Here is a 21,463-nt window from a genome sequence, read left to right on the forward strand (position 1 = left end):
CCCATTGTCCCCCGGTTGCTCGGCATCAATTGCCTAGGTCAACTAATGCCAAACACCGAACCCATACTAGATTTGATGGAGTTTCCCGCATCTTTTAGGGTTTTGGTAATTGGGTGTTTAGACTGGAGAAACACCTTGGCGCAATTACGTCCAGGCATTCCCGAAATGGATCCACCAGGATGGGTTCCCGCACCTGTTAAAAATAAATTGTTAATAGGCGTTTTGTAATTGGCCAATTCCGGTAGGGGTCTAAAGAATACCATCTGGTCTAAGGTCATGTCAATATGGTAATAATTGCCTTTATAAGCTCCTAGTCTTTCCCCTAATTCTGCTGGACTTTCTACCCTTCTGGCAATGGTAGCGGTTTTTACATTAGGAGCATAAGTAGCCAACTTTTCCACCACTTTATCTGCTACCTGATTTTTTAACTCATCAGTCCAACCTGTTCCGTTTAAACCCTTACCCTGGGCGCTGGCAATTTGATAGGGGGCAAAAAATTCAATCCACACTGTGTGTTTTCCCGCTGGGGCTAAACTGGGGTCTAAAAAGCTAGGCACTACCACGTACATGGATGGGTTGCTGTCGGGAATTTCTCCTAAAGTGCATTTACTATGAGCTTGTTCCACATGGTGCATGGAGTCAGCAATTAGAATAGACCCAGCCAAATATTCATCTTTATGTTCGTGGTAGGGGAAACGCAAAGGCTCATCTAAGGCTAAATCTATCTTTAAAATAGTTTCATTATTGTTGACGATCCGTCTTGCCAATCTTTCTCGCAGTTGGGGATCTCCATCGTCTACTTCCGTGGGATCGACTAGTTGTAAAAACAATCGTTGAGCATCAATGTTAGAAATTACTCCATACTTAGCACGATATTCCCTACCACCAGCTACACGTACCCCTACGGCTTCACCATTATCAATTAGGACTTTTTCTACCAACTGGTCAGTGAGGATTTTACCTTGCTTGGCAGTAACTAAATTTACTAGCGCCTTGATTAAAGCACCCGTACCTCCCCGGGGTCTACTCATTCCTGGGTGGTGACGCATGGACATCATCATTACGCCTATGGCTAGGTTTTTTTGTGATGGTGGTGCTCCCAGTTCTGATGCTAATCTTGAGAGAGGAGCTTTTAAAAACTCTTCATCAAACCATTCGTTTAAAATATCTTCTGCACTTGTAAGCATGGTGCGAATAAAATCTAAACTTTTTTGAGTAGAGCCAACAACCGAAAATAAATCTTGGAATTTTTCCAGATTATAGTTACCAAAAATTTCTATGATTGATTTTGGTGGAGCATTGAAAATGGGGATCATGGCATTGATTACTCGTTGCCAATATTGAGTAAATTCTGCGTATTTTTTAGCGTCCTTTGGGTTGTACCTGGCGATTTCTGCACAGGTTTTTTCTACGGATTTATGAGCTAGGAAGTACTTACCATCTGGGTGGGGACAGAAAACCACTGGATCGCATTCTAGATATTCCAAACCATATTTTTCCAGCTCTAATTCTTCTACCACTGGACCTAGGTGAATAAACTCATGGTCAATGGCACAAAGGTTAAATTTAAACCCTGGTGCTTGGTCTGGAATACATTCCTCCGTGGTAGCTGCACCACCGGGAACGGAACGCTTTTCTAGTAGTAGAACACTATAACCAGCTTTAAGTAGGTAAGCTGCACACACTAAACCATTGTGTCCAGCACCAATAATTATTACATCATATTCATCTTTATGGTTCATGTAGCCTTAATATACTATAATATATACTGCTTGTAGTTTACTGTAAGTATTATAACCCAAGTATCATAACTCAAAAATAGAGTTTTTGGGGAGGGGAGTTGACAAAAAAACTTCCCCCTCCTAGCTTATATCACAAGATTTACCAAATTTACCATTTGTGTCTTATCCAATCATAGATCTCTAAGTATTTTTCCCCGGGAAGATTCCAGGAGTAGTCATACTGCATACCCTGAATGGCTAACTTTTCAAACTCCTTTGGTTGGTCCTTCCATAGGTCAATAGCTCTACCCATGGCTGACTCTAGGCCTTGCTCGTCTTGACTATAAAACACGTAACCATTACGCCTTTCTGGGGGTAGGGTTTCTTCGTGATCTCTGTCAAAAACTGTGTTTACTAATCCACCCACACCTCTAACTATGGGAACTGTGCCATATTTTAACCCAATCATCTGAGTTAATCCACAGGGTTCATAATTACTGGGGACAACTATCATATCCGATCCTGCATAAATTAGATGGGATAGTTCTTCGTTAAATCCTAGTTCTAAATGAACATCTGGGTTACTATTTAAAAATTGTTTTTCATGTTGAAAATGAGCGTTGATTGCTGGTTCGGTGGCTGAACCTAAAAGTACAAATTGCGCTCCTTGATTTAGGGCATAATAAATGGCATGGTGGACAAGATGTACACCTTTTTGATTATCCAAGCGACCAATATAGGCGATGATGGGTTTGCTATCATCATCCTGTAACATCAGTCGTTCTCGTAAGGCTTTTTTGTTATAGGCTTTTTGCTCAAAATCATCCCAGCTGTAACTATGGGGAATATAACGGTCAATTTCCCCATTCCAAAAGTCATAATCAATGCCGTTTAGAACTCCACTAAATTTGTCTTTTTGCAAATATAATGTGTGTCCTAATCCGCAACCTACTTCTGTGGTTTGTGCTTCTACAGCATGATTTGGTGAAACTGTGGTGATGGCATTGGCATAGTTGATCCCCGCCTTCATAAAGTTGATGGCAAAGGGGTTAAAGTTGTCTCTTAATTTGTCGTACTGAAAGTAATATTCCGGTCGGTTTAAGTTGGTTGCTTCCAGGGTTTCTACACCCCCCATTCCCTGATGTTTGAAGTTGTGAATGGTGTAGCACACTCTTTGATATTCCATGCCATGGTATTTATAAATTTCATACAACATGACAGGAATTAGTCCGGTTTGCCAGTCGTGACAATGAATTATGTCTGGTCTTTTATTACTCTGTAATAAAAACTCCAGGGCGGCTTTGCTGAAAAAGGCAAATCGCATATTGTCATCATTACATCCGTAGTAACAACCCCTATTAAAGAAGTTGTCTTGGCTATGGGGTTGAATGAAGAAACACACTCTACCATGTACCCAACCACAATATACTGAGCAGTGAATTGCTGCACCAAACCAGGGTACCCACAAGTTTAAATAAGCATCGTGTAATCCCCATACATGGTCATAGCGCATACAGTCGTACATGGGTAGTATTAGTTCAACTGTATTTCCCCTTCCTTCCAATTCCCTGCTAAGTCCGTAGACAACATCCCCTAACCCCCCAGCTTTAATTACTGGAGCGCATTCTGAGGCAATTTGTACTATGTACATTCCTAGCCCTCACTTCACAAAACTTTATTTTTATTTAACTTCATTTAATATATAGTAATTATTACTCATTTGTTTCTTTATTTTTATTGATTGAAACCGTGACTCGAGACTTGTTGGGGGAGCACCATCCCCCCGGGACTAATCCATTAATATTGTTTTAGAAGCAATTCTGGTTTTTTTCCGCTCTGCATCTGATAGTTCTTCTCCATTTTGCAGACGGGTCGCAGAACTCTGTAATACGGTTGCACCACGACTGTCACCAATTTGTAATGCTGTCTTGGCAGCTGTTTGTAACATGGTTATTGCTCCTGTGCGATCGCCTGATTCTAGTTTTGTTTCTGCGACTTGGGTTTGGCGATATTTGGCTAATGCTAAGACTGAGTTTAACACGTCTGGATTATTAGCTGGCTGGTAAGTTTTGGTAATATTAGCATAGACTGGAATAAGAGGTGAAAGGATAGCTTCTTTATTCACAGCAGGATTATCGTAACGAACTTGAATATGTCCAATTATTTGCTCACCTTCTGGCAAGCTACCTAAATAAATATTTGCTAACACTCTCCGTGTTCCGTCTTTCATTAAATCTCCCAACCGGAAGACAAAGGTGCCATTGAGTTCCGTGCTGATAGGTAATTCAATGGTTTCTGGAGCAACCTGGGCCACCGGTTTGAGGTCAGCTAATCGCACACCGGGAACCAGGGATAATAACAAATGGGCGTTAGTCAATCCCACGGATTGAATGCGTTTAAATATCCGGTTAAACTGCTCTATAGCGTTTTGCGGAGTTTCTATGTAAGCTAGAGTACCTCCGCCAGCATCGGCGATTTTTTCTAGCAGATCCTGATTCCATTCATCACCAAAGCCAAAGCTGTTAATGGTGAGATTGAGTTTGGCAGCTTTTTGTGCTAGTTCCAAACAGCGTTGATTGTCATTTGGTCCTATTTGTAACCGCCAAATTTTGAACCCATTGTCACCATACCCATCTGTGAGCAGAAAGGCGTGAGAACAAGCACCTTTACTTCCTTTGAGTAGTTCGGTAATTCCCAGGGAAAGTCCCTCACCAATTATGGTTCCTCCCCCAGCTTTTAGTTTGTTGTGTAGCTGAGATTTAATGGTTTTTGGGTCTTTAATTATCTGATTGGGAATAATTACTTCCCCACTCCCAGCAAAAGCCACAATGGCAATTCTATCCCCAGACTGGAGTTGGTCTATTAACTGCTCTACTGCATTAATTACCATGCTCATGGATTCACCATGCATAGACCCGCTTTTATCTAAAATCAGACACAAATTCAAGGGTAAACTGGTGTCTAGTTCATCAGCAATGGCTGAAATGGAAACTTCTAGTTGACGCTGACTATTGTCTTGGGAGGCGTCTATGTTAGTGTTGTTCAGTGCAGACAGTAGTTGAATTTTCATTGAAGGTTTATGTAGGGGTAGGATCCTGTAATACAGTTTTTGAGACAATTTTGGTTTTCTTGCGATCGCTTGCTGATAAATCCTCTCCAGCTTGTAAACGAGTTGCAGAATTTTGTAGTACGGTCCCTGCATTAGCATCACCCATTTGCAAAGCTGTTTTTGCGGCCGCTTGTAACATAGTTGCTGCTCCCAAACGGTCTCCCTGCTGCAATCTATCTTCTGCTAACTGGGTTTGACGATACTTAGCTAAAGCCAGAATGTAATTTTGCACTTTTGGACTAATATTTTCTTGGTAGGTGCGTTCCACGTTCACATATAGTGGTAGATTTGGGGAATATAATCCGGTTTTGTCTACAGAAGGATCATCGTAACGTACTTGTACATTAGCGATCGCCTGTTGACCTTCGGGCAATTGTTCCAGATAAATATTAGTTAATATCACCCGTTCCACATCTTTCATTAAATCCCCTAATTTAACCCCAAACCGTCCATCTGGTTCCATTTGCACTGGTAATTCAATCGTATCTGGAGCCACCTGAGCAAAGGGTTTAAATTCAGCCAAACGCACATTTGGTGCTAGTGAAAGTAACAAATAAGCATTAGTCAACCCTACAGTTTGCATTCGCGTCAACAAGCTATCAAACTTGTCCATTGCCTGATCTGGGTGTTCAATATGAGATAAACTTCCCAGTCCAGCGTCAGAAATTTTCTCTAAAATATGTTGATTCCAATTATTGCCAAATCCCAAGGTGTTAACGGTCAAATTATAGTCAGCAGCTAACTGGGCAAATTTTAAACAGCGATTATTGTCACCATGTTCATTTTCGCCATCTGTGAGTAAAAAGGCCTGGGAAATAGTATCCTTTCTTCCCTTAGCCAACTCCTCGATTCCCAATCGCAATCCCTCATCAATAGATGTTCCCCCATTTGCTGACAGACGATTGATTTGTTGTTTAATGTGATCTCTATCTACAACATTTTGATTAGATAGTAATACTTCCGCTCGGTGATTAAACACTACAATGCTTAGTCTATCCTGATCCCTAAGTTTATCAACTAGCAACCAAGCAGCGCGTTTGACATTTTCCACAGGTTGGCCCTTCATGGAACCACTGTGGTCTAAAATCAAACATAGGTTTAAAGGAACTCTTGAATCTATAGTTTCTCCAATAGCGGAAACAGAGGTGGCCATCAGGCGTTGACTACCAGATTTACTAGCATCCACATTAGTATTATTGACACCGGGCTGCAAATTGACCTTCATAAACCATTATCCTAAACAGATTATAATAAATAATTTCACACTCAAGTAGATGTAATACGGAAAAGTGTGGGAGAAAGGCTCCAATCAAACTCCGCTGCACAAGATAATTCTAACCTCGACTGAGCCGATCCACCATTAACTAAATCTTGGAACTAATCTTGGTCGGTAAATAATTCACTAATCTGAGGATCGCGCTAGGATGTAATACATACAGTTAAGAATATAGACTCAGGCAATTTAGTTCATGGAAACTTCTCCCATCAAAGCTGTCCAAACCTCCTACTACAGCGACAACTGGTACCGTACACCACCACCAGACCTGGCCTCCCTATTGCTAAAGGAAAGAATAGTTTATCTGGGCACACCCTTGGTTTCTCCAGATGAATATAAACGCCAAATGGGGGTTGATGTCACCAAGTTGATTATTGCCCAACTACTGTATCTCAAATTTGACAACCCAGACAAACCCATCTTTTTCTACATCAACTCTACAGGTACATCTTGGTACACTGGAGATGCTATTGGCTATGAAACGGAAGCCTTTGCCATTTGTGATACCATAGACTACATTAAGACTCCTGTACATACTATCTGTATTGGTCAGGCCATAGGTACAGCAGCACTTATTCTCTCCTGTGGGACTAAAGGGTTTCGTGCCAGTTTGCCCCATGCTACAATAGTTCTCAATCAACCTCGTAGCGGTACAAGAGGTCAGGCTACGGATATTCAAATTTATGCCAAGGAAGTCCTGGCCAACAAAGCAGCAATTCTAGACATTTTCTCCAAAAACACGGGACAGCAACCGGAAAAAATCTCTAAGGATATGGAAAGAATGTTCTATTTGACTCCACAAGCTGCCAAAGAATACGGTTTAATAGACCGTGTTTTAGAAAGTATGAAGGATTTGCCTAAACCCCTGCCCATCCCTGTTTAGCACGAAAATAACCCCAATTGCTGCCCACATCTCTAGTCGTTTTTTCTTACCCGTATGTCCGTTAATGCCGCCCTCCGAGTCCCCTATAACATTCCCGGTAGTAATTCCTGGCAATGGGTAAATATATACACCCGTATGGCTCAGGAACGAATTTTGTTTTTGAATCAGCCACTCACCACCGATCTGGCCAATTCTCTCATTTCTTCCCTGCTGTATCTTGACTCAGAGGACTCAAGCAAACCTGTCTACCTCTACATCAACTCTTTTGGTGATCCTGTTATGGCTGGTATGATTAGTGAGATGGCGGGAATGGAGTCCACTAATGCTTGTTTGGCAATTTATGATACTATCCAACACGTTAAATCAGAAATTGTTACCATTTGCTTAGGACAAGCTGTATCCATGGCTGCTTTGTTGCTTTCCTCTGGTGCCAAGGGCAAACGGGTGAGTCTACCCCATTGCAGTATTGCTTTGGCACAGTTCCGCAGCGCTACCCGGGGTCAAGCTACGGATATTCAAGTGAATGCACAGGAGGTTCTACGCAAAAAATCCCTGATTCTAGATATTTTTTCCCATAATACTGGACAGTCTCGCGAAAAAATCGCTCAGGATAGTGAGCGTATTTTTTACATGACCCCTCCAGAAGCTAGGGAATATGGGTTAATTGATCATGTCTTAGAAAATACTAAGCAGCTATAACCCACAGATAAAGTACATCTAAACCCTAATTATTCTATTAAACCGTCATGCCCATTGGTATTCCCAAGGTTCCCTATCGTCTTCCTGGTAGTAATTACGAGCAATGGATTGATCTAGAGGATCGTCTATTTCGGGAGCGAATTATTTTCCTCACTGAAGAGGTGGATGATGGTATAGCTAATGCCATTGTTGCCTATCTACTTTACTTAGATTCCGATGATCAGACTAAGCCGATTTACCTGTATATCAATTCCCCTGGTGGATCTGTAACTGCAGGAATGGCAATTTATGATACTATACAGTACATTAAATCGGAAGTCGTTACAATTTGTGTTGGTTTAGCTGCTTCCATGGGATCATTCCTCCTAGCTGCTGGAGCGAAGGGTAAACGTTTAGCTCTACCCCATTCCCGAATTATGATTCACCAACCTTCCGGTGGTACTCGTGGCCAAGCTTCTGACATTGAAATCGAAGCTAGGGAAATTCTACGTATCCGTCATCAGCTCAACCAAATTTATGCTGACAATACTGGTCAAGTCCTATCTAAAATTGAAAAGGATATGGATAGGGATTTCTTTATGTCAGCCCAAGAAGCCAAAGAATATGGTTTAATTGACCGTGTGATTGAATAGACCACTTGGGGAATGGGGACTTTATACGTGGTAATGATTAGGAAGCAGGTGGTTTTTAAGCCTTATTGACCAGTGAAACAGTTATGTATTATGGTTGGGAAGTTAACAAACTAGGAGCAACATATGCAGTTACAAGATTTAGCAAGTTTCTTTGCAGTTCTGACAATTTTAGAACCAGATAGCAAGATCTGCCAGTTCACGGCAAAATTAGCAACCGCTGGTTCAGCAACTGAAGGAGAAACTGATACTGCGGTTCTTAAAGAGATTAAAAAGCATTTGCCTGAACTACAAAAAGAACTAGACGCAATTAAAGATAATAAGTTAGCACTTAAAGAAAAAGTAATAACAAAGATCCTAGCGCCTGACACGTAAAAAGTCTGGAAGGTTGGTAGCCCCTAGCTTTCAAGCGGGGGCGGAAAGTTGAATAAGCCAACCAACCTATAAGCTTCCAAAAGTGTGGCAACCCAAGAAGCCAAGGAATATGGTTTAATTGACCGTATGAGCGAATAAACCACTTGGGGAATGAGGACTTTACAACACTCGGGGTGAATTTGCTGTGTTAAACTACGATGTGATTGTCTGTGGAGCAGGTCCAGCCGGTACAACGGCAGCATGGATGGCAGCTAAAACAGGACTTAAAGTAGCGCTAATTGAAAAGTACCCTCTACCACGTCACAAGACATGCGGTGGAGGAATGCCTGCTGTATTAGGGAATCTATTACCTGATTTAGTCCCGGAAGCAGTAGTGGCTTGTCAAGTCAACTATATGCGGCACACATGGAAGTTTGACCATCCAATTTTAGGTGCAATTAACCCACCGGGGAGCGAACCAGAATTCAAGTTGTGGATGGTGCAGCGTTCAGTATTTGATAATGCCTTAGCGCGACAAGCAGCACAAGCAGGAGCGGATTTACGGGATGGACTAGCAGTTAAGTCTTTAGAAATTGACTCCCATGGTGTCATTGTTCGTGCCCGATCTTTTAAGAGTGATAGTGGAATAGGAGGGGGGGAATTTGTAGCTTATGCTCCTTATGTGATTGGAGCAGACGGAGCTAATGGGATCACAGCCAAAATAGCTAACTTGAGACGAGAGAGGACCATGGCCCTGGCCATGGAGGTGGAATACCCTTATAATTGGACGCAGGATCACCCCAAGGATCTACGTCCAGATGTGATCCACTTGGAATACGGTGCTGTTCCTAATGGCTATGGGTGGATCTTCCCGAAAGAAGACCATTTGAATGTGGGGGCGGGACTGTTTCGACCCGATCGCCGTGACTGTCGTAGTGACCACAGCATTCGTGACCAGCTCCAGCAGGCTATCTGTCAGTATCTAGACTTTATGGATATCTCTTACAACCCAGAATTAATCCGTTTTCATGGTCATCCTTTACCCATATGGGATGGTAGGGAAAAATGCCACACTCCTGATGGCAAAATTCTTTTAGCTGGGGATGCTGCGGGACTAATTAATCCCTTTTTTGGGGACGGAATTTTACATGCGGTTAAAAGTGGAATGCTTGCAGCTGAGTGCGTTGCTACAAACACCACTTCTAGTTATACCCAGCGAATTCACCATGAGTTTGCTGCTAATTTTGACGCGGCACTGCAAATGGCGCGATTTTACTATCAATGGCCTCACTTTTGCTACCAGCAAATAGTTACTCGCCCCACCGCCACCCATATTGCCGCTCGTTTGCTCTATGGAGAAACTCCTTTCCATCAAATTGCGGAGCGAATGATAGGCAAAATGCGCAGTTTGATGTTTTAGTACAATAGTAGAACTATTTAGGATTTGTTTATATTATATTATGAGTATTCCCCGTACCTTCCGGTCGGGGAGTGCTTCAAACCGCTGCTACTTCAAGCGAGTTCTTTGCTGACGACGTTGCTTGTGTCTAGCTATTGCTTTTCGCTTTTCTTTTTCTAATGGGGTTTCAAAATGACGGTTTTTGCGCATGTCCTGGAAAATTCCCGCTTTGGAAACTTCCCGCTTAAACCTACGCAAAGCTGACTCAATTCCTTCATTTTCCCCTAAAACTACTTGTGTCATTATTGTTGCTCCTTTTTAGTTAATACTTACAAACTAGACAGTAAAAATGCCGAAGGCAAGTTCTAACAGGTACTGAACTGAGTCCATAACCTTTACAACCCCATATTTAAAAATCTTTCCTTACAGGATTAATCAGGATTAATAACGACGGTCGCGACCACCACCGCCAGAACGTCCTCCTCCCCAAGTACCCTGGGAAGATCTTTCTTCACGGGGTCTAGCCTTGTTTACTTTTAGTTGTCTACCCATCCATTCTGCACCATTTAAAGCATCAATTGCTGCGTTCTCTTCAGCTTCACTGGACATATCTACAAAACCAAACCCCCGTGGACGACCTGTTTCCTTATCAGTAGGTAGCTGCACTTTGCTCACGTTGCCATATTTAGAGAAAGCACTTTTCAGATCTTCTAATGTCACATCATAGGACAGGTTTCCAACATAAATCGACATAAAGTAATGGTCTCCCAAACCGACAGTGTAGAGAGTTAGATTCGGAGAGACGCATTAAAGTAATTTTAAAACGAATTACTCAACCGAAAATAATTCTTTTATCCGTAAGTATAGCATAGTTTTTGGCGATGAACTTAAAAATGAGTAACATTTTCTCAAAAAGTTTTGCTTTAGTGCTATGTTGCAAATTCAGTTAATATTTCTTTGGCTTTCTGGGATAGTATTTCATGTTCCGGAAAGTTACTAGCCAGTAAACAACCCCATTGGTTCACATCACCGGTGTTATATTCTAAGGGACTGCCATCTAAATGAGTAAATTTACCTCCTGCTTCCGTTAAAATTAGTTCGGGAGCAGCTATATCCCAGTCCTTGGGGGCGGACTTACCGGAGAGGGAAATGTAAACGTCTGCTTGTGCTTCAACAATAGCGGTCACTTTGCAACCCACACTACCAATAGCTTTTTGTTGTTTACAAGGAAGATTTGCCAGTAAATATTCTAACCTCTCATTTCTGTGAGAACGGGTGACTACCAGAATTAAATCTTCTATTGTTTTGTTGTTAGTTACTTTTAGTTGCTGGCAGCCATTGGCTGTTTCCATAAAAGTACCACCACCTTTGGTAGCATAATAGATTTTTTCTGCTTCTGGTATAGCTACAACTGCTAAAATTGGTCTGTTGTTTTGTACTAAAGCAATATGTAGGGCATATTCTCCGGTTTTACCAATAAAATCCTTTGTCCCATCTAGGGGGTCTATAATCCAAACCAATTCTGCAGGGTGTTGACCCGGTTGACTTTTATAAGTTTCTTCACAGATATAACCAAATTTTTCTTGACCAAAAGCTGCTTGCAACCGTGAGAGTATGTACTCACTAACTGCCAGATCTGCTATGGTTACAGGAGCATCCTGTTCATATTTAATATCTAGGTTTCCATCCCCCACGGTTCCCCGATAATAGGACCTGAGTAGGTTGGCTGCTCCCCAGCTGACTCCACGAGTGATTTTTAGTATGTGTTGTAAATCGATCACGGTTTTTGCTCCTCCATCCACCGCCGTGTGCCAAATAGTTCACAGGATTTAGCTGCAATTTGACTGGCTAATGCCAAGGCCATGGTAAAACTAGATTGTAGAATGTAATGGCAAAAAGCACCATGGAAAATATCTCCAGCGCCCAAGGTGTCAACAGTTTTGATTTGAGGTACATGGATAGAACCTGTTTGACCAATGCTATAATACTCTATAGGTTTTTCTCCTTGGGTGATTGCTATATGGGGAATGTTAAATCCCATGAGATAGGTAAAAATATCTTGACGGGTTTCACATGGAGGAGGTTGAAAGTTGGCTGAACAAATGGCATAGTCGATATAGGGCAAAATTTCTTCCAGTCCTTCTTTCCAGCTACCTCCATCCATGACAATGGGAATGTTCTGATTTTTGGCCTTCATGACGAGGGTTTTACTGGCAACCATTTGATGTCCATCAATTAAAATTAGATCTATACCCTCTAATATGTTGCTGGGAATTGAGCTGATCTCCCCAGGACTTTTGACCGCATTCAGGGAAATTACTGCCCGCTCCCCTGTTTGTTGGGTAACAATAATTGAGGATACGGGAGGCGGTGTGTTTTTATGAGGATCTAAGTCGATTGTTTTAACTTCATAGTTGGCTAAGTCTGTGCTAATTAATTTTGTCAGATGATGGGAACCTAAAACACCTAAAATTGTAGAGTTATTATCTAGATAACTAAATGTAACGGAAGCGTTGGTTGCAGGCCCACCAGCTGCTACAGTATAGTCCATGGCAACTAATTTTTGATTATTCTTAGGTGGTGATTCGGCTAGATAAATTAGGTCCAGGGTGATTAAACCAATAAATAAAGCGGATTTTTTCATCGGAAGTCATAGGTTGTAAACCTGTTGATGGATAAATATGAAATTTGGGTAAGCATTCTCAATGAAATTTATGCAAGCTGAACCGAAACCAGGAACATTATATATCGTTGGTACTCCCATTGGAAATTTGGAGGATATGACCTTTCGGGCGGTACGAATTTTACAAGCTGTGGACATAATCGCAGCGGAAGATACTAGACATACAGGCAAATTATTACAGCATTTTCAAGTTCACACCCCCCAAATCAGTTATCACGAACATAATCGCACTGGCCGCATTCCCGAAATTTTGACCTACCTACATTATGGTAAGGCGATCGCCTTGGTCAGTGATGCGGGAATGCCAGGAATTTCTGACCCGGGTCATGAGTTAATTACAGCTTGTGTAGCTGCAGGAATTGATGTTGTTCCCATTCCCGGTGCTACGGCGGCTATTACGGCTTTAAGTGTTTCTGGATTGGCAACAAGTAAGTTTGTTTTTGACGGATTTTTACCAGCTAAGCGTCAGCATAGGCGAGAATATTTGGCAACCTTATTAACGGAAACTAGAACTTTGTTGTTTTATGAATCACCCCATCGGTTAAGGGAGACACTGGAGGATTTGGGAGAGATTCTAGGTGGAAGTAGAACCATGGTGATGGCTAGGGAATTAACTAAATTATATGAGGAAATTTGGCGAGGAGACATAAAAGAGGCGATCGCCTATTACCGGGAAAAGGATCCCCAGGGGGAATATACTTTAGTAGTGGGGGGAGCATCACCAAGTCAACCTGAAATTACAGAAGCTCAACTGAGGGCTGAACTTTTAGAAATAATCAAACAGGGAGTGTCTCGCTCCCAGGCCAGCAGACAGTTGGCTCAAGAAACTTCTATTTCTCGCCGTTATTTGTACCAGTTAGCACTTTCTATTGACCAAGAGGGTGTTTGAAACCAGTTTGCAACCAGCTCGCTAGGTTTGGGGGTAATATGACTATGGATATTATTGATAAATTGAGGACAGAGCAAGAATGACCCAAGTGGTTCTAGGAGAAAACGAAGGAATAGATTCAGCCCTACGTCGGTTCAAACGCCAGGTTTCTAAAGCTGGTATTTTAGCTGACGTTAAGTATCATCGTCACTTTGAGACCCCCCTGGAAAAGCGCAAACGGAAAGCTGTGGCCGCCAGACGGAAACGCCGTTTTAAATAAGTTTATTATATAGCCCACCTGCGATGCACCCTCAGTGGATGCCGCAGGTTAGCTTGTTGTGTAATACACAAATTTAAAAGCGCCACCATTTTGTTTGTAAGTAACTTAAAACACCAATTGCGATCGCCCCCAAAAATAATAGTCCAATGACACCACCGGGTAGAAAAGTAATAATTCGTAAACCCCTAAGTATGAACAGGGCTATTCCCATACCTATAAGGATACCCACAAACTGAGTTAACTGACGATTGAAAGAAGATTGTTTCACTTAACTATATCCTGAAACTGATTCTGCTCAAATCATATCCAGAAAATCCACTCAGCAGACTGTAATTAATTGGAGAAGTATTTAACAACTATTGTAGCTAGGCGGAAGTATATGTTTTTGAGTCAAGACAAACATAAATCACTCATAGATGGGAAAATACTAGTACAAACTCGTTCCCATAATGGTTGGGGTGGTGCAGTGACTGCTTCTATGTATTTACCCTTAGTGCGTTCTTATGTGTGGGATAAAATAACAGAATATCCACGTTGGGTACAGTATTTTCCCGATTTGACAAAAAGCGAACTTATCTTTCAGGGAGATGTCAAGTTTTTGTACCAGCGCGCCCGAAAAGCATTTTTATTTTTTACAGCTGAAGTAGAGATTTATCTAAGTGTAGTAGAAGTTTTGGGAAAGCAAATACAGTTTAAGATGGAGAGAGGAACATTTGAAGATTTTCATGCCAACCTACAATTTCAGGATATGGGGAATGGTACCTTACTAATATATACGGTAGAAGCAACACCAAATATTCCTATTCCCTCCATGCTAATTGAACAGGGAATGTCCTGGGGATTACCGGATAACCTGCGCAAAATGCGACAATTTTTGTGTAGTTGAGTGTGACAATTAACCAGGAACTACCAGAGGTGAACCACGGAAAACTAAACGTTCGTTTTGGACATCGACAAAAATTGTATCCCCCTCATCAAATTCACCCCGCAAGATGGCCTTAGCGATTTTAGTTTCTAACTCTCGCTGCAGGGCGCGTTTAAGTGGTCTAGCACCAAATACGGGGTCATATCCAACTTCTGCTAAAAAGTCAAGAGCGGATCCAGAAAGTTCTAGAGACATTTTCCTGTCAGTTAATCTTTGTGTGAGTCTTTCTACCTGTAGTTGTACAATTTTCCGTAACTCCGACTTTTGCAAACTGTGGAAAATAATAATTTCATCAATACGATTGAGAAATTCAGGACGAAAACTATTTCTCATGGTTTCCATGACTCGATGGCGCATTTCATCGTAGCGGGAATCATCTCCAGCAACATCAAGAATATATTGGGAACCGATGTTACTAGTCATGATAATAATGGTATTTTTAAAATCCACGGTTCGACCTTGGGAGTCAGTCACCCGACCATCGTCTAGGATTTGCAGAAAAATATTAAATACATCTGGGTGAGCTTTTTCAATCTCATCAAATAAAATTACCGCATAGGGACGACGACGAATAGTTTCTGTCAGTTGTCCACCTTCTTCATAACCAACATAACCGGGAGGCGCACCAATTAACCTAGAAACTGTATGCTTCTCCATATATTCTGACATGTCAATTCTCACCATGGATTCTTCTGTGTCAAACATATAAGCAGCTAGGGCCTTGGCTAATTCTGTTTTACCCACACCCGTGGGTCCTAGGAAAATAAAACTGGCAATGGGACGATTGGGATCTGCAAGTCCTGCACGGGAACGTTGAATCGCATCCGCTACGGCAGTTACAGCTTCAGCTTGTCCAACTACGCGCTGATGCAGTTCCTCTTCTAAATGCAATAATTTTTCTTTTTCTGATTCGACTAATTTGCTAATAGGAATACCAGTCCACTTAGAAATGACTTCTGCAATATCCCCGGGAGTCACTTCTTCTCGTAATAAAGATTTACCGGTTCTTTGGGTATTAGCCAGTTCGGTTTCGGTATTTTCCAATTGTTTCTGGAGTTCAGGAAGTTTACCATGTTTCAACTCAGCAGCACGATTAAGATCATAATTTCTTTCTGCTTGTTGAGTTTCTAAATTAATCTTATCAATATCCTCCTTAATTGATTGAATTTTGGTGATAATATCTTTTTCCGACTGCCATTGAATCCTCAGAACCGCCTGCTCTTCTTTGAGATCAGCCAGCTCTTTTTCTAGTCTTTCTAAACGCTCACGAGAAGCAGGATCACTTTCCTTTTGTAAAGACAACTTCTCCATTTCCAATTGGAGAATTTTGCGATCAATTTCGTCTAATTCCTCCGGTTTAGAGGTAATTTCCATTTTTAATCTAGCAGCAGCTTCATCCACTAAATCAATAGCCTTATCTGGTAAAAAGCGATCGCTAATATAACGACTAGATAAAGTAGCAGCAGCAACCAAAGAACTATCAGAAATTCTCACGCCGTGATGCACCTCATACCTTTCCTTTAACCCTCTGAGAATAGAGATTGTATCTGGCACATCTGGTTGATCAACATAAACCTGTTGAAAGCGTCTTTCCAAAGCTGCATCTTTTTCAAGATATTTCCGATATTCATCCAAAGTTGTGGCTCCAATACAGCGCAATTCGCCTCGTGCCAACATTGGTTTTAACAGATTGCCCGCATCCATTGCTCCTTGGGTAGCACCCGCACCAACAACCGTGTGAATCTCATCTATAAATAATACAATATTACCACCAGATTCGGTAACTTCCTTTAATACGGCCTTGAGTCTTTCTTCAAATTCACCCCTAAACTTGGCGCCAGCAATTAAAGCTCCCATATCCAAAGCGATGAGTTTTCTATCTTTTAAAGATTGGGGTACATCCCCGGCGACTATTCGTTGAGCTAAGCCTTCAGCAATAGCTGTCTTACCCACTCCTGGTTCACCAATTAATACAGGATTATTTTTAGTTCTGCGGGAGAGAATTTGAATAGTTCTCCTAATTTCATCATCCCGACCGATTACCGGATCTAGCTGACCTTTTTTAGCTGCTTCTGTGAGGTCACGTCCATATTTTTCCAGTGATTGATATTTTCCCTCTGGACTTTGATCTGTCACTTTTTGACTCCCTCTAATTTGTTTAATAATATTTTTTAATTTTGCTTCATCCAGACCCGCTTCTTGCAGTAGATTTTTGCCAAATCGATCATCTTTACAATATCCCAACAATATATGCTCTACAGAAATATATTCATCTTTGAATTCCTGACGATATTTTTCTGCCCGATCCAATAATGTATCTAAGCTCCGTCCTAAATATACGGATGTGCTAGATCCTGATACTTTAGGCTGACGAATAATAAATTGCTCAGTATAATCTGTGATTTTTTTAATATTGGTTCCAGCTTTAGTAAAAATTGCATTTCCCAATCCATCTTGTTCTAACAAGGCTTTCATTAAATGCTCACTTTCTAGCTGCTGCTGTTGGTACTGTTTGGCTATATCAGGAGTATGAGCAATAGCTTCCCAGGCTTTTTCTGTAAATTGGTTAGGATTATTTGGCTGCATATTTTTTCATAAATCATAAATAACTCTGTCTAATTTTAATGGGGGATTGAGCTGTTTTGGGATCGGTCTTCCAGGTCCGATCGTGTAGTATTATCCCAATGGGTACAAAACACAAATGTGATACTTCGGTCTTTTTAAGTTGAGGACGTGGTTTTTAACTGCGGATTAACAGTCTTTTGTGGCAAGTAACCCTCCACTAAACAGTCACAACCGATAGTACGCCAATTAACCCGTTCTAAAACTAAAGATTCAGTCATAGAACTCAAACCCAGGTCACCAACGGGCGTAGGCGCGTCTATGCCACCAATGATTTTGGGAGCAATAAAAGCCAGGACTTTTTGCACTGCATTTTCAGCAATTGCTCTTGCAGCTAGAGTTCCTCCACATTCCCACAGCACGGTACAAAAGCCACGCTCATACAGATGAGCCATTACCAGTCCCGGTGTTAATAGAGGTAGTTCCAGCACTTCTACACCCTTTTGGAGTAACATTTGCTGAAAATCAGGTGAACTACCTTCCTGGGTCAATACCAAGGTAGGAGCTACCCTGGTGTCCCAAAGATGGGCATTTTCTGGCAAATTCAAACTGGCACTCATCACCACTCGTAAGGGGTTATATCCTGTTTGTTGGTGAGTTGTTAAGTGGGGATTATCTCGTCTCACCGTGTTACCACCAACAATTACAGCATCACAAGCTGCTCTGAGTTGATGAACTTCGCTGCGGGCTTGACTGTTTGTAATCCAAGTGCTGTGTCCAGAATTACTAGCAATTTTGCCATCTAAGGTCATGGCATACTTCAAAATGCCTAAAGGTTTTTTGTGTAGAACACGATAGACAAAACCTTCATTTAGTTTCTGACAAGCTTCTTCTTCTACTCCTATAATTACCTCTATACCTGCTGCACGCAGTCTAGCAATACCAGCACCAGCTACCAATGGGTTAGGATCAACCATCCCCACCACTACCTTAGCCACACCCGCGTTAATTAAAGACAGAGAACAGGGAGGAGTCCTTCCATAATGATTACAAGGTTCCAGACTCACATAAATAGTAGCTCCACGAGCCCTTTCCCCAGCAGCTCTCAAGGCAAAAACTTCCGCATGGGGCTCACCAGCACGAGGATGAAAACCTTCGCCGACAATTTCTCCATCTTTGACCACCACTGCTCCCACTAGGGGGTTGGGTGAAGTGCGTCCCAAAGCTAATCGTGCCAGTTCTAAACACCTTTGCATCATTAGGGCGTCAAACTCGCTATCTAATATATTTGATGGTACTGTGAGTGGGGTTAACATCAGCTATTTTCCACCTGATAAATACATGATGAATTACGAGTTATTAATTACGAGTTAACTTAATAATTTTTTGCCACCAATGATTAAGAGGGTAATACACTACAGGGGCCCAAAGACTGCTGAGAATAGCAGAAGAAAGAGTAGATCTCTGGTAGTATATCCAGATATCCTCAATCATCTGGAAACAATTAGGTTTACAACTATTATTCGTGAAGAATAACTGAACAACAAAAACAGTATTTGATATAAGAACCATAATAAATACTATGAGGGCGATGGAAATAAAATCCTCCTGAATAAAACGGTGTTTTTGCAGTCGACTAGTTAATATTCCTACAATTGCTAGGCTTACAGTATGGGAAGGATGAGGAGATGTTAAAGCATCTTGCAACAACCCCATAATTATACCCGCGAATGCACCAGAAATTGCAGGACGTTTCACACTCCAAGCGACTAACCAAATTAATGCCCAGTTGGGTGCTATTCCCAACAGCTCCATACCCAAAAATCTGGTTGGTGACATTAATAGACATAAAAGCACAGATATAAATATAATTACCCAGTTTAAACCTTGTCGTGACCATGGATACCAGTACTTCAGTGGAGGAATTAAGGGCTTAGATTGTTGGTATTTTTTGGTTGAATTGAGATTTTTAGCACTAAAAAATCCAGAAATTTTCATTGTTTTACCAGATTGATGAGATTCTGTTTAATTATTTATTGCTCTGGTTATCATTAGAGTTGTTTGGTATTCCCTCCAGATTATCGGGTACGTGGGGATAGATTGTCACCCAGTCCAAGTAACGAATTGGTGGAAACAATTCCACTTTAGCTAACGGGGCTGGCAATTTCTTTAAATCTAAAGACTTTATTTTCCCCACCGGTTCCCCGGGTGGAAATTTTCGACTGTAGGTGGAAGTGGATACTAGATCCCCTATCTTAATGTTAGGGACCTTCTCGTAAAACTCTAACACCCCCTCCCCGGAATAATCACCCCGCAAAATACCTTTAGCTGCAGTTCGACTAATAGTTACTCCTACTTGACTTGTGGCATCGCTAATTAGTACAATACGGCTAGTATGGGGAGTAACTGTCCGCACTAAACCCACTAGCCCGCCTTCTGCTTTGACTACAAAACCAGGTTTAATTCCTACTTGTGCTCCCCTATTTACAGTTACTTGTTGCCACCAATGATCTGCACTGCGTCCCACTACTCTTGCTACTACTGGGCGATTGGAAGTGCCCCCCTTCTCTACATAGCCCAGTAAATTTTGTAGTCTTTGGTTTTGGGTTTGTAATTCCACTATGCGAGTTTGTAACTCCATGAGTTTGGCATCGCGAATTTTATTCTCCGCATGATTACTAGATTGCAAAGTAGTTAAAGGAAAGATAAAAGATTGGTATAGCTCCATTAATAATTCACCATTTGTCTCCTTCAATGTCCAAGCACCACTCAATATCAAACCTAATAATGCTAGTTGCAATGTTTTATGTTCCCACCAACGCTTTATAGTAAACATTTGTACCTTAAATTAACATGTAATGGATTAGTCAGTCAGTGTTTTAGTAAAAAACAGTACCCATCAAGCATTTCAATAATGATTTTCACCTTTATTATTACTTAGTGGATACTATCCAATTACAATAATTTAGATGGATCCAGGTATCCACTAGGCTAGCATTAAGACTTCTACGTGTTACGCGACCTTCCACTAAATACACGTTCAAGCTGCTTAAAGTTTTCCAAGACACGTCCAGTTCCCAAGACTACACAGCTCAATGGATCCGCAGCTATGTGGGTTACTATACCAGTTTCATGACTAATTAGTGTATCTAAGCCTTTAAGTAGTGCACCGCCTCCTGCTAACATAATTCCTCTATCAATAATATCGGCTGCCAGTTCTGGAGGCGTTCTTTCTAGAGTGCGTTTAACTGCTTCTACTATAATTGCTAATGGTTCTAGCATGCTTTCACGTACTTCTTGCCCTTGCACTGTGACTGTTCTTGGCAATCCAGAAAGCAAGTGGAGACCTCGAACTTCCATAGTCCCCTGATCTTCATCACTGGTGGGATAGGCCGAACCAATGCGGATTTTAATTTCTTCTGCTGTTCTTTCCCCAATTACCAGATTATGAACTTTCTTCATGTACTGAGTGATGGAATCGGTCAGCTCATCACCAGCAATCCGAACTGACTCGCTGACCACTGTTCCCTGCAAGCTAAGTACAGCTACTTCTGTAGTTCCCCCACCAATATCGATAATCATATTACCAGTGGGCTCTGCTACTGGCAAACCAGCACCAATAGCTGCTGCTACTGGTTCATCAATTAGATATACTTCTCTGGCCCCTGCTTGAGCAGCTGCATCCATAACAGCTCTTCTCTCCACTCCCGTTACTCCACTGGGAATGCCAATGACAATCCTCGGGAGGAGCAGAGGTTTCCCATCATTTACCCTTTGAATGAAGCTTTTTAACATTAGCTCGGCTGTGTCAAAGTCGGCTATAACACCATCACGAAGGGGTCGAACTGCCGTAATATTGCCTGGAGTTCGGCCCAGCATTCTTTTGGCATCCTCTCCCACTGCTAAGGCTATTTTTTCATTATGATCAATCGCCACTACTGATGGTTCCTGTAATACTATGCCTTTACCAGACACATATACTAAGGTGTTAGCTGTACCGAGATCGATACCCATATCCCATGACGAGCGGAAGTTTCTAAAGAAAGGAACCACGCTTATGCCCCCAAATTTCATT

The 21,463-nt window shown here is 41.6% G+C and carries 22 protein-coding genes; 8 read left to right on the top strand and 14 right to left on the bottom strand.

The window, feature by feature from the left end; translation table 11 throughout:
• Positions 1 to 38: 38 nt before the first annotated feature.
• The 4 genes from crtO to ASL19_RS08520 all read right to left on the bottom strand — a co-directional run bounded on the left by crtO (position 39) and on the right by ASL19_RS08520 (position 6,055).
• Positions 39 to 1,742 (bottom strand): beta-carotene ketolase CrtO, encoded by a 1,704-nt coding sequence (gene crtO, locus ASL19_RS08505; RefSeq protein ID WP_057178008.1) that lies wholly within the window; start codon positions 1,740 to 1,742, stop codon positions 39 to 41.
• Between the two features lie 148 nt (positions 1,743 to 1,890).
• The gene (gene glgA, locus ASL19_RS08510; protein WP_006277624.1) at positions 1,891 to 3,372 is read right to left on the bottom strand and encodes a glycogen synthase GlgA; all 1,482 of its coding nucleotides are present in this window, start codon (positions 3,370 to 3,372) and stop codon (positions 1,891 to 1,893) included.
• Positions 3,373 to 3,510: 138 nt separating this feature from the next.
• Positions 3,511 to 4,791 carry a VWA domain-containing protein gene (locus ASL19_RS08515; protein ID WP_057178009.1) on the bottom strand — a complete coding sequence of 427 codons (1,281 nt, stop codon included), beginning with the start codon at positions 4,789 to 4,791 and terminating at the stop codon, positions 3,511 to 3,513.
• 7 nt (positions 4,792 to 4,798) lie between these two features.
• Positions 4,799 to 6,055, bottom strand: a complete 1,257-nt coding sequence (locus ASL19_RS08520; RefSeq protein ID WP_057178010.1) for a VWA domain-containing protein — start codon at positions 6,053 to 6,055, stop codon at positions 4,799 to 4,801.
• 244 nt (positions 6,056 to 6,299) lie between these two features.
• Here ASL19_RS08520 and ASL19_RS08525 point away from each other — a divergent pair, with 244 nt between their 5' ends.
• The 5 genes from ASL19_RS08525 to ASL19_RS08545 all read left to right on the top strand — a co-directional run bounded on the left by ASL19_RS08525 (position 6,300) and on the right by ASL19_RS08545 (position 10,091).
• Positions 6,300 to 6,989 carry an ATP-dependent Clp protease proteolytic subunit gene (locus tag ASL19_RS08525; RefSeq protein WP_006277627.1) on the top strand — a complete coding sequence of 230 codons (690 nt, stop codon included), beginning with the start codon at positions 6,300 to 6,302 and terminating at the stop codon, positions 6,987 to 6,989.
• Between the two features lie 54 nt (positions 6,990 to 7,043).
• Entirely contained in the window at positions 7,044 to 7,688 is a 645-nt protein-coding gene (locus ASL19_RS08530) for an ATP-dependent Clp protease proteolytic subunit (RefSeq protein ID WP_040009238.1), read from the top strand.
• 47 nt (positions 7,689 to 7,735) lie between these two features.
• Entirely contained in the window at positions 7,736 to 8,320 is a 585-nt protein-coding gene (locus tag ASL19_RS08535) for an ATP-dependent Clp protease proteolytic subunit (RefSeq protein WP_006277630.1), read from the top strand.
• Positions 8,321 to 8,443: 123 nt separating this feature from the next.
• Positions 8,444 to 8,692 carry a hypothetical protein gene (locus ASL19_RS08540; protein ID WP_057178011.1) on the top strand — a complete coding sequence of 83 codons (249 nt, stop codon included), beginning with the start codon at positions 8,444 to 8,446 and terminating at the stop codon, positions 8,690 to 8,692.
• Between the two features lie 184 nt (positions 8,693 to 8,876).
• A complete protein-coding gene (locus ASL19_RS08545; protein ID WP_057178012.1) occupies positions 8,877 to 10,091 on the top strand; it encodes a geranylgeranyl reductase family protein in 1,215 nt (404 codons plus the stop codon).
• Positions 10,092 to 10,178: 87 nt separating this feature from the next.
• Here ASL19_RS08545 and rpsU (ASL19_RS08550) read toward each other — a convergent pair whose 3' ends face one another.
• The 4 genes from rpsU (ASL19_RS08550) to ASL19_RS08565 form a co-directional block, all read right to left on the bottom strand.
• Positions 10,179 to 10,373 carry a 30S ribosomal protein S21 gene (gene rpsU / locus ASL19_RS08550; RefSeq protein ID WP_006277632.1) on the bottom strand — a complete coding sequence of 65 codons (195 nt, stop codon included), beginning with the start codon at positions 10,371 to 10,373 and terminating at the stop codon, positions 10,179 to 10,181.
• Between the two features lie 138 nt (positions 10,374 to 10,511).
• Positions 10,512 to 10,823, bottom strand: coding sequence for an RNA-binding protein (locus tag ASL19_RS08555; protein ID WP_006277633.1), 312 nt, complete (start codon positions 10,821 to 10,823; stop codon positions 10,512 to 10,514).
• A 176-nt stretch (positions 10,824 to 10,999) separates the two neighbouring features.
• Entirely contained in the window at positions 11,000 to 11,851 is an 852-nt protein-coding gene (locus tag ASL19_RS08560; protein WP_006277634.1) for a 3'(2'),5'-bisphosphate nucleotidase CysQ, read from the bottom strand.
• Positions 11,848 to 12,714, bottom strand: coding sequence for a sugar kinase (locus tag ASL19_RS08565; RefSeq protein WP_057178013.1), 867 nt, complete (start codon positions 12,712 to 12,714; stop codon positions 11,848 to 11,850). Before ASL19_RS08565 ends, ASL19_RS08560 begins: the two co-directional genes overlap by 4 nt.
• A gap of 70 nt (positions 12,715 to 12,784) precedes the next feature.
• Here ASL19_RS08565 and rsmI point away from each other — a divergent pair, with 70 nt between their 5' ends.
• Entirely contained in the window at positions 12,785 to 13,642 is an 858-nt protein-coding gene (gene rsmI, locus ASL19_RS08570) for a 16S rRNA (cytidine(1402)-2'-O)-methyltransferase (protein ID WP_057178046.1), read from the top strand.
• A 79-nt stretch (positions 13,643 to 13,721) separates the two neighbouring features.
• Positions 13,722 to 13,901, top strand: coding sequence for a 30S ribosomal protein S21 (gene rpsU, locus ASL19_RS08575; RefSeq protein ID WP_008226419.1), 180 nt, complete (start codon positions 13,722 to 13,724; stop codon positions 13,899 to 13,901).
• 73 nt (positions 13,902 to 13,974) lie between these two features.
• Here rpsU (ASL19_RS08575) and ASL19_RS08580 read toward each other — a convergent pair whose 3' ends face one another.
• The gene (locus ASL19_RS08580) at positions 13,975 to 14,169 is read right to left on the bottom strand and encodes a hypothetical protein (protein ID WP_006277638.1); all 195 of its coding nucleotides are present in this window, start codon (positions 14,167 to 14,169) and stop codon (positions 13,975 to 13,977) included.
• Positions 14,170 to 14,280: 111 nt separating this feature from the next.
• Between ASL19_RS08580 and ASL19_RS08585 the strand changes: the two genes are divergently transcribed.
• On the top strand, positions 14,281 to 14,787 hold the full coding sequence (locus ASL19_RS08585; RefSeq protein ID WP_057178014.1) for an SRPBCC family protein: 507 nt from the start codon (positions 14,281 to 14,283) through the stop codon (positions 14,785 to 14,787).
• A 9-nt stretch (positions 14,788 to 14,796) separates the two neighbouring features.
• On the opposite strand, the gene clpB is transcribed toward ASL19_RS08585, so the two are convergent.
• The 5 genes from clpB to ASL19_RS08610 all read right to left on the bottom strand — a co-directional run bounded on the left by clpB (position 14,797) and on the right by ASL19_RS08610 (position 21,402).
• A complete protein-coding gene (gene clpB / locus ASL19_RS08590) occupies positions 14,797 to 17,412 on the bottom strand; it encodes an ATP-dependent chaperone ClpB (protein WP_057178015.1) in 2,616 nt (871 codons plus the stop codon).
• Between the two features lie 134 nt (positions 17,413 to 17,546).
• Positions 17,547 to 18,704, bottom strand: coding sequence for a bifunctional diaminohydroxyphosphoribosylaminopyrimidine deaminase/5-amino-6-(5-phosphoribosylamino)uracil reductase RibD (gene ribD, locus ASL19_RS08595; RefSeq protein ID WP_152980413.1), 1,158 nt, complete (start codon positions 18,702 to 18,704; stop codon positions 17,547 to 17,549).
• Between the two features lie 43 nt (positions 18,705 to 18,747).
• Complete coding sequence (mreD, locus tag ASL19_RS08600; RefSeq protein ID WP_057178017.1) at positions 18,748 to 19,386, bottom strand: rod shape-determining protein MreD; 639 nt, start codon at positions 19,384 to 19,386, stop codon at positions 18,748 to 18,750.
• A gap of 31 nt (positions 19,387 to 19,417) precedes the next feature.
• Complete coding sequence (gene mreC, locus ASL19_RS08605; RefSeq protein ID WP_057178018.1) at positions 19,418 to 20,224, bottom strand: rod shape-determining protein MreC; 807 nt, start codon at positions 20,222 to 20,224, stop codon at positions 19,418 to 19,420.
• Between the two features lie 170 nt (positions 20,225 to 20,394).
• Positions 20,395 to 21,402, bottom strand: a complete 1,008-nt coding sequence (locus ASL19_RS08610) for a rod shape-determining protein (RefSeq protein WP_057178019.1) — start codon at positions 21,400 to 21,402, stop codon at positions 20,395 to 20,397.
• Positions 21,403 to 21,463: the final 61 nt, after the last annotated feature.

This window comes from Cylindrospermopsis sp. CR12, assembly GCF_001432185.1.
In the GTDB taxonomy this organism is placed as follows: Bacteria; Cyanobacteriota; Cyanobacteriia; order Cyanobacteriales; family Nostocaceae; genus Raphidiopsis; species Raphidiopsis raciborskii.

What these genes read in the sequence shown, in the direction of transcription:
- ASL19_RS08520 (WP_057178010.1), bottom strand. Translation starts at nt 6,055, where the DNA reads ATGAAGGTCAATTTGCAGCCCGGTGTCAATAATACTAATGTGGATGCT.
- ASL19_RS08535 (WP_006277630.1), top strand. Translation starts at nt 7,736, where the DNA reads ATGCCCATTGGTATTCCCAAGGTTCCCTATCGTCTTCCTGGTAGTAAT.
- rsmI (WP_057178046.1), top strand. Translation starts at nt 12,785, where the DNA reads ATGCAAGCTGAACCGAAACCAGGAACATTATATATCGTTGGTACTCCC.
- ASL19_RS08555 (WP_006277633.1), bottom strand. Translation starts at nt 10,823, where the DNA reads ATGTCGATTTATGTTGGAAACCTGTCCTATGATGTGACATTAGAAGAT.
- ASL19_RS08585 (WP_057178014.1), top strand. Translation starts at nt 14,281, where the DNA reads ATGTTTTTGAGTCAAGACAAACATAAATCACTCATAGATGGGAAAATA.
- ASL19_RS08540 (WP_057178011.1), top strand. Translation starts at nt 8,444, where the DNA reads ATGCAGTTACAAGATTTAGCAAGTTTCTTTGCAGTTCTGACAATTTTA.
- rpsU (WP_008226419.1), top strand. Translation starts at nt 13,722, where the DNA reads ATGACCCAAGTGGTTCTAGGAGAAAACGAAGGAATAGATTCAGCCCTA.
- mreD (WP_057178017.1), bottom strand. Translation starts at nt 19,386, where the DNA reads ATGAAAATTTCTGGATTTTTTAGTGCTAAAAATCTCAATTCAACCAAA.
- glgA (WP_006277624.1), bottom strand. Translation starts at nt 3,372, where the DNA reads ATGTACATAGTACAAATTGCCTCAGAATGCGCTCCAGTAATTAAAGCT.
- rpsU (WP_006277632.1), bottom strand. Translation starts at nt 10,373, where the DNA reads ATGACACAAGTAGTTTTAGGGGAAAATGAAGGAATTGAGTCAGCTTTG.
- ASL19_RS08525 (WP_006277627.1), top strand. Translation starts at nt 6,300, where the DNA reads ATGGAAACTTCTCCCATCAAAGCTGTCCAAACCTCCTACTACAGCGAC.
- ASL19_RS08565 (WP_057178013.1), bottom strand. Translation starts at nt 12,714, where the DNA reads ATGAAAAAATCCGCTTTATTTATTGGTTTAATCACCCTGGACCTAATT.
- crtO (WP_057178008.1), bottom strand. Translation starts at nt 1,742, where the DNA reads ATGAACCATAAAGATGAATATGATGTAATAATTATTGGTGCTGGACAC.
- mreC (WP_057178018.1), bottom strand. Translation starts at nt 20,224, where the DNA reads ATGTTTACTATAAAGCGTTGGTGGGAACATAAAACATTGCAACTAGCA.
- ASL19_RS08515 (WP_057178009.1), bottom strand. Translation starts at nt 4,791, where the DNA reads ATGAAAATTCAACTACTGTCTGCACTGAACAACACTAACATAGACGCC.
- ASL19_RS08610 (WP_057178019.1), bottom strand. Translation starts at nt 21,402, where the DNA reads ATGGGTATCGATCTCGGTACAGCTAACACCTTAGTATATGTGTCTGGT.
- ribD (WP_152980413.1), bottom strand. Translation starts at nt 18,704, where the DNA reads ATGTTAACCCCACTCACAGTACCATCAAATATATTAGATAGCGAGTTT.
- clpB (WP_057178015.1), bottom strand. Translation starts at nt 17,412, where the DNA reads ATGCAGCCAAATAATCCTAACCAATTTACAGAAAAAGCCTGGGAAGCT.
- ASL19_RS08530 (WP_040009238.1), top strand. Translation starts at nt 7,044, where the DNA reads ATGTCCGTTAATGCCGCCCTCCGAGTCCCCTATAACATTCCCGGTAGT.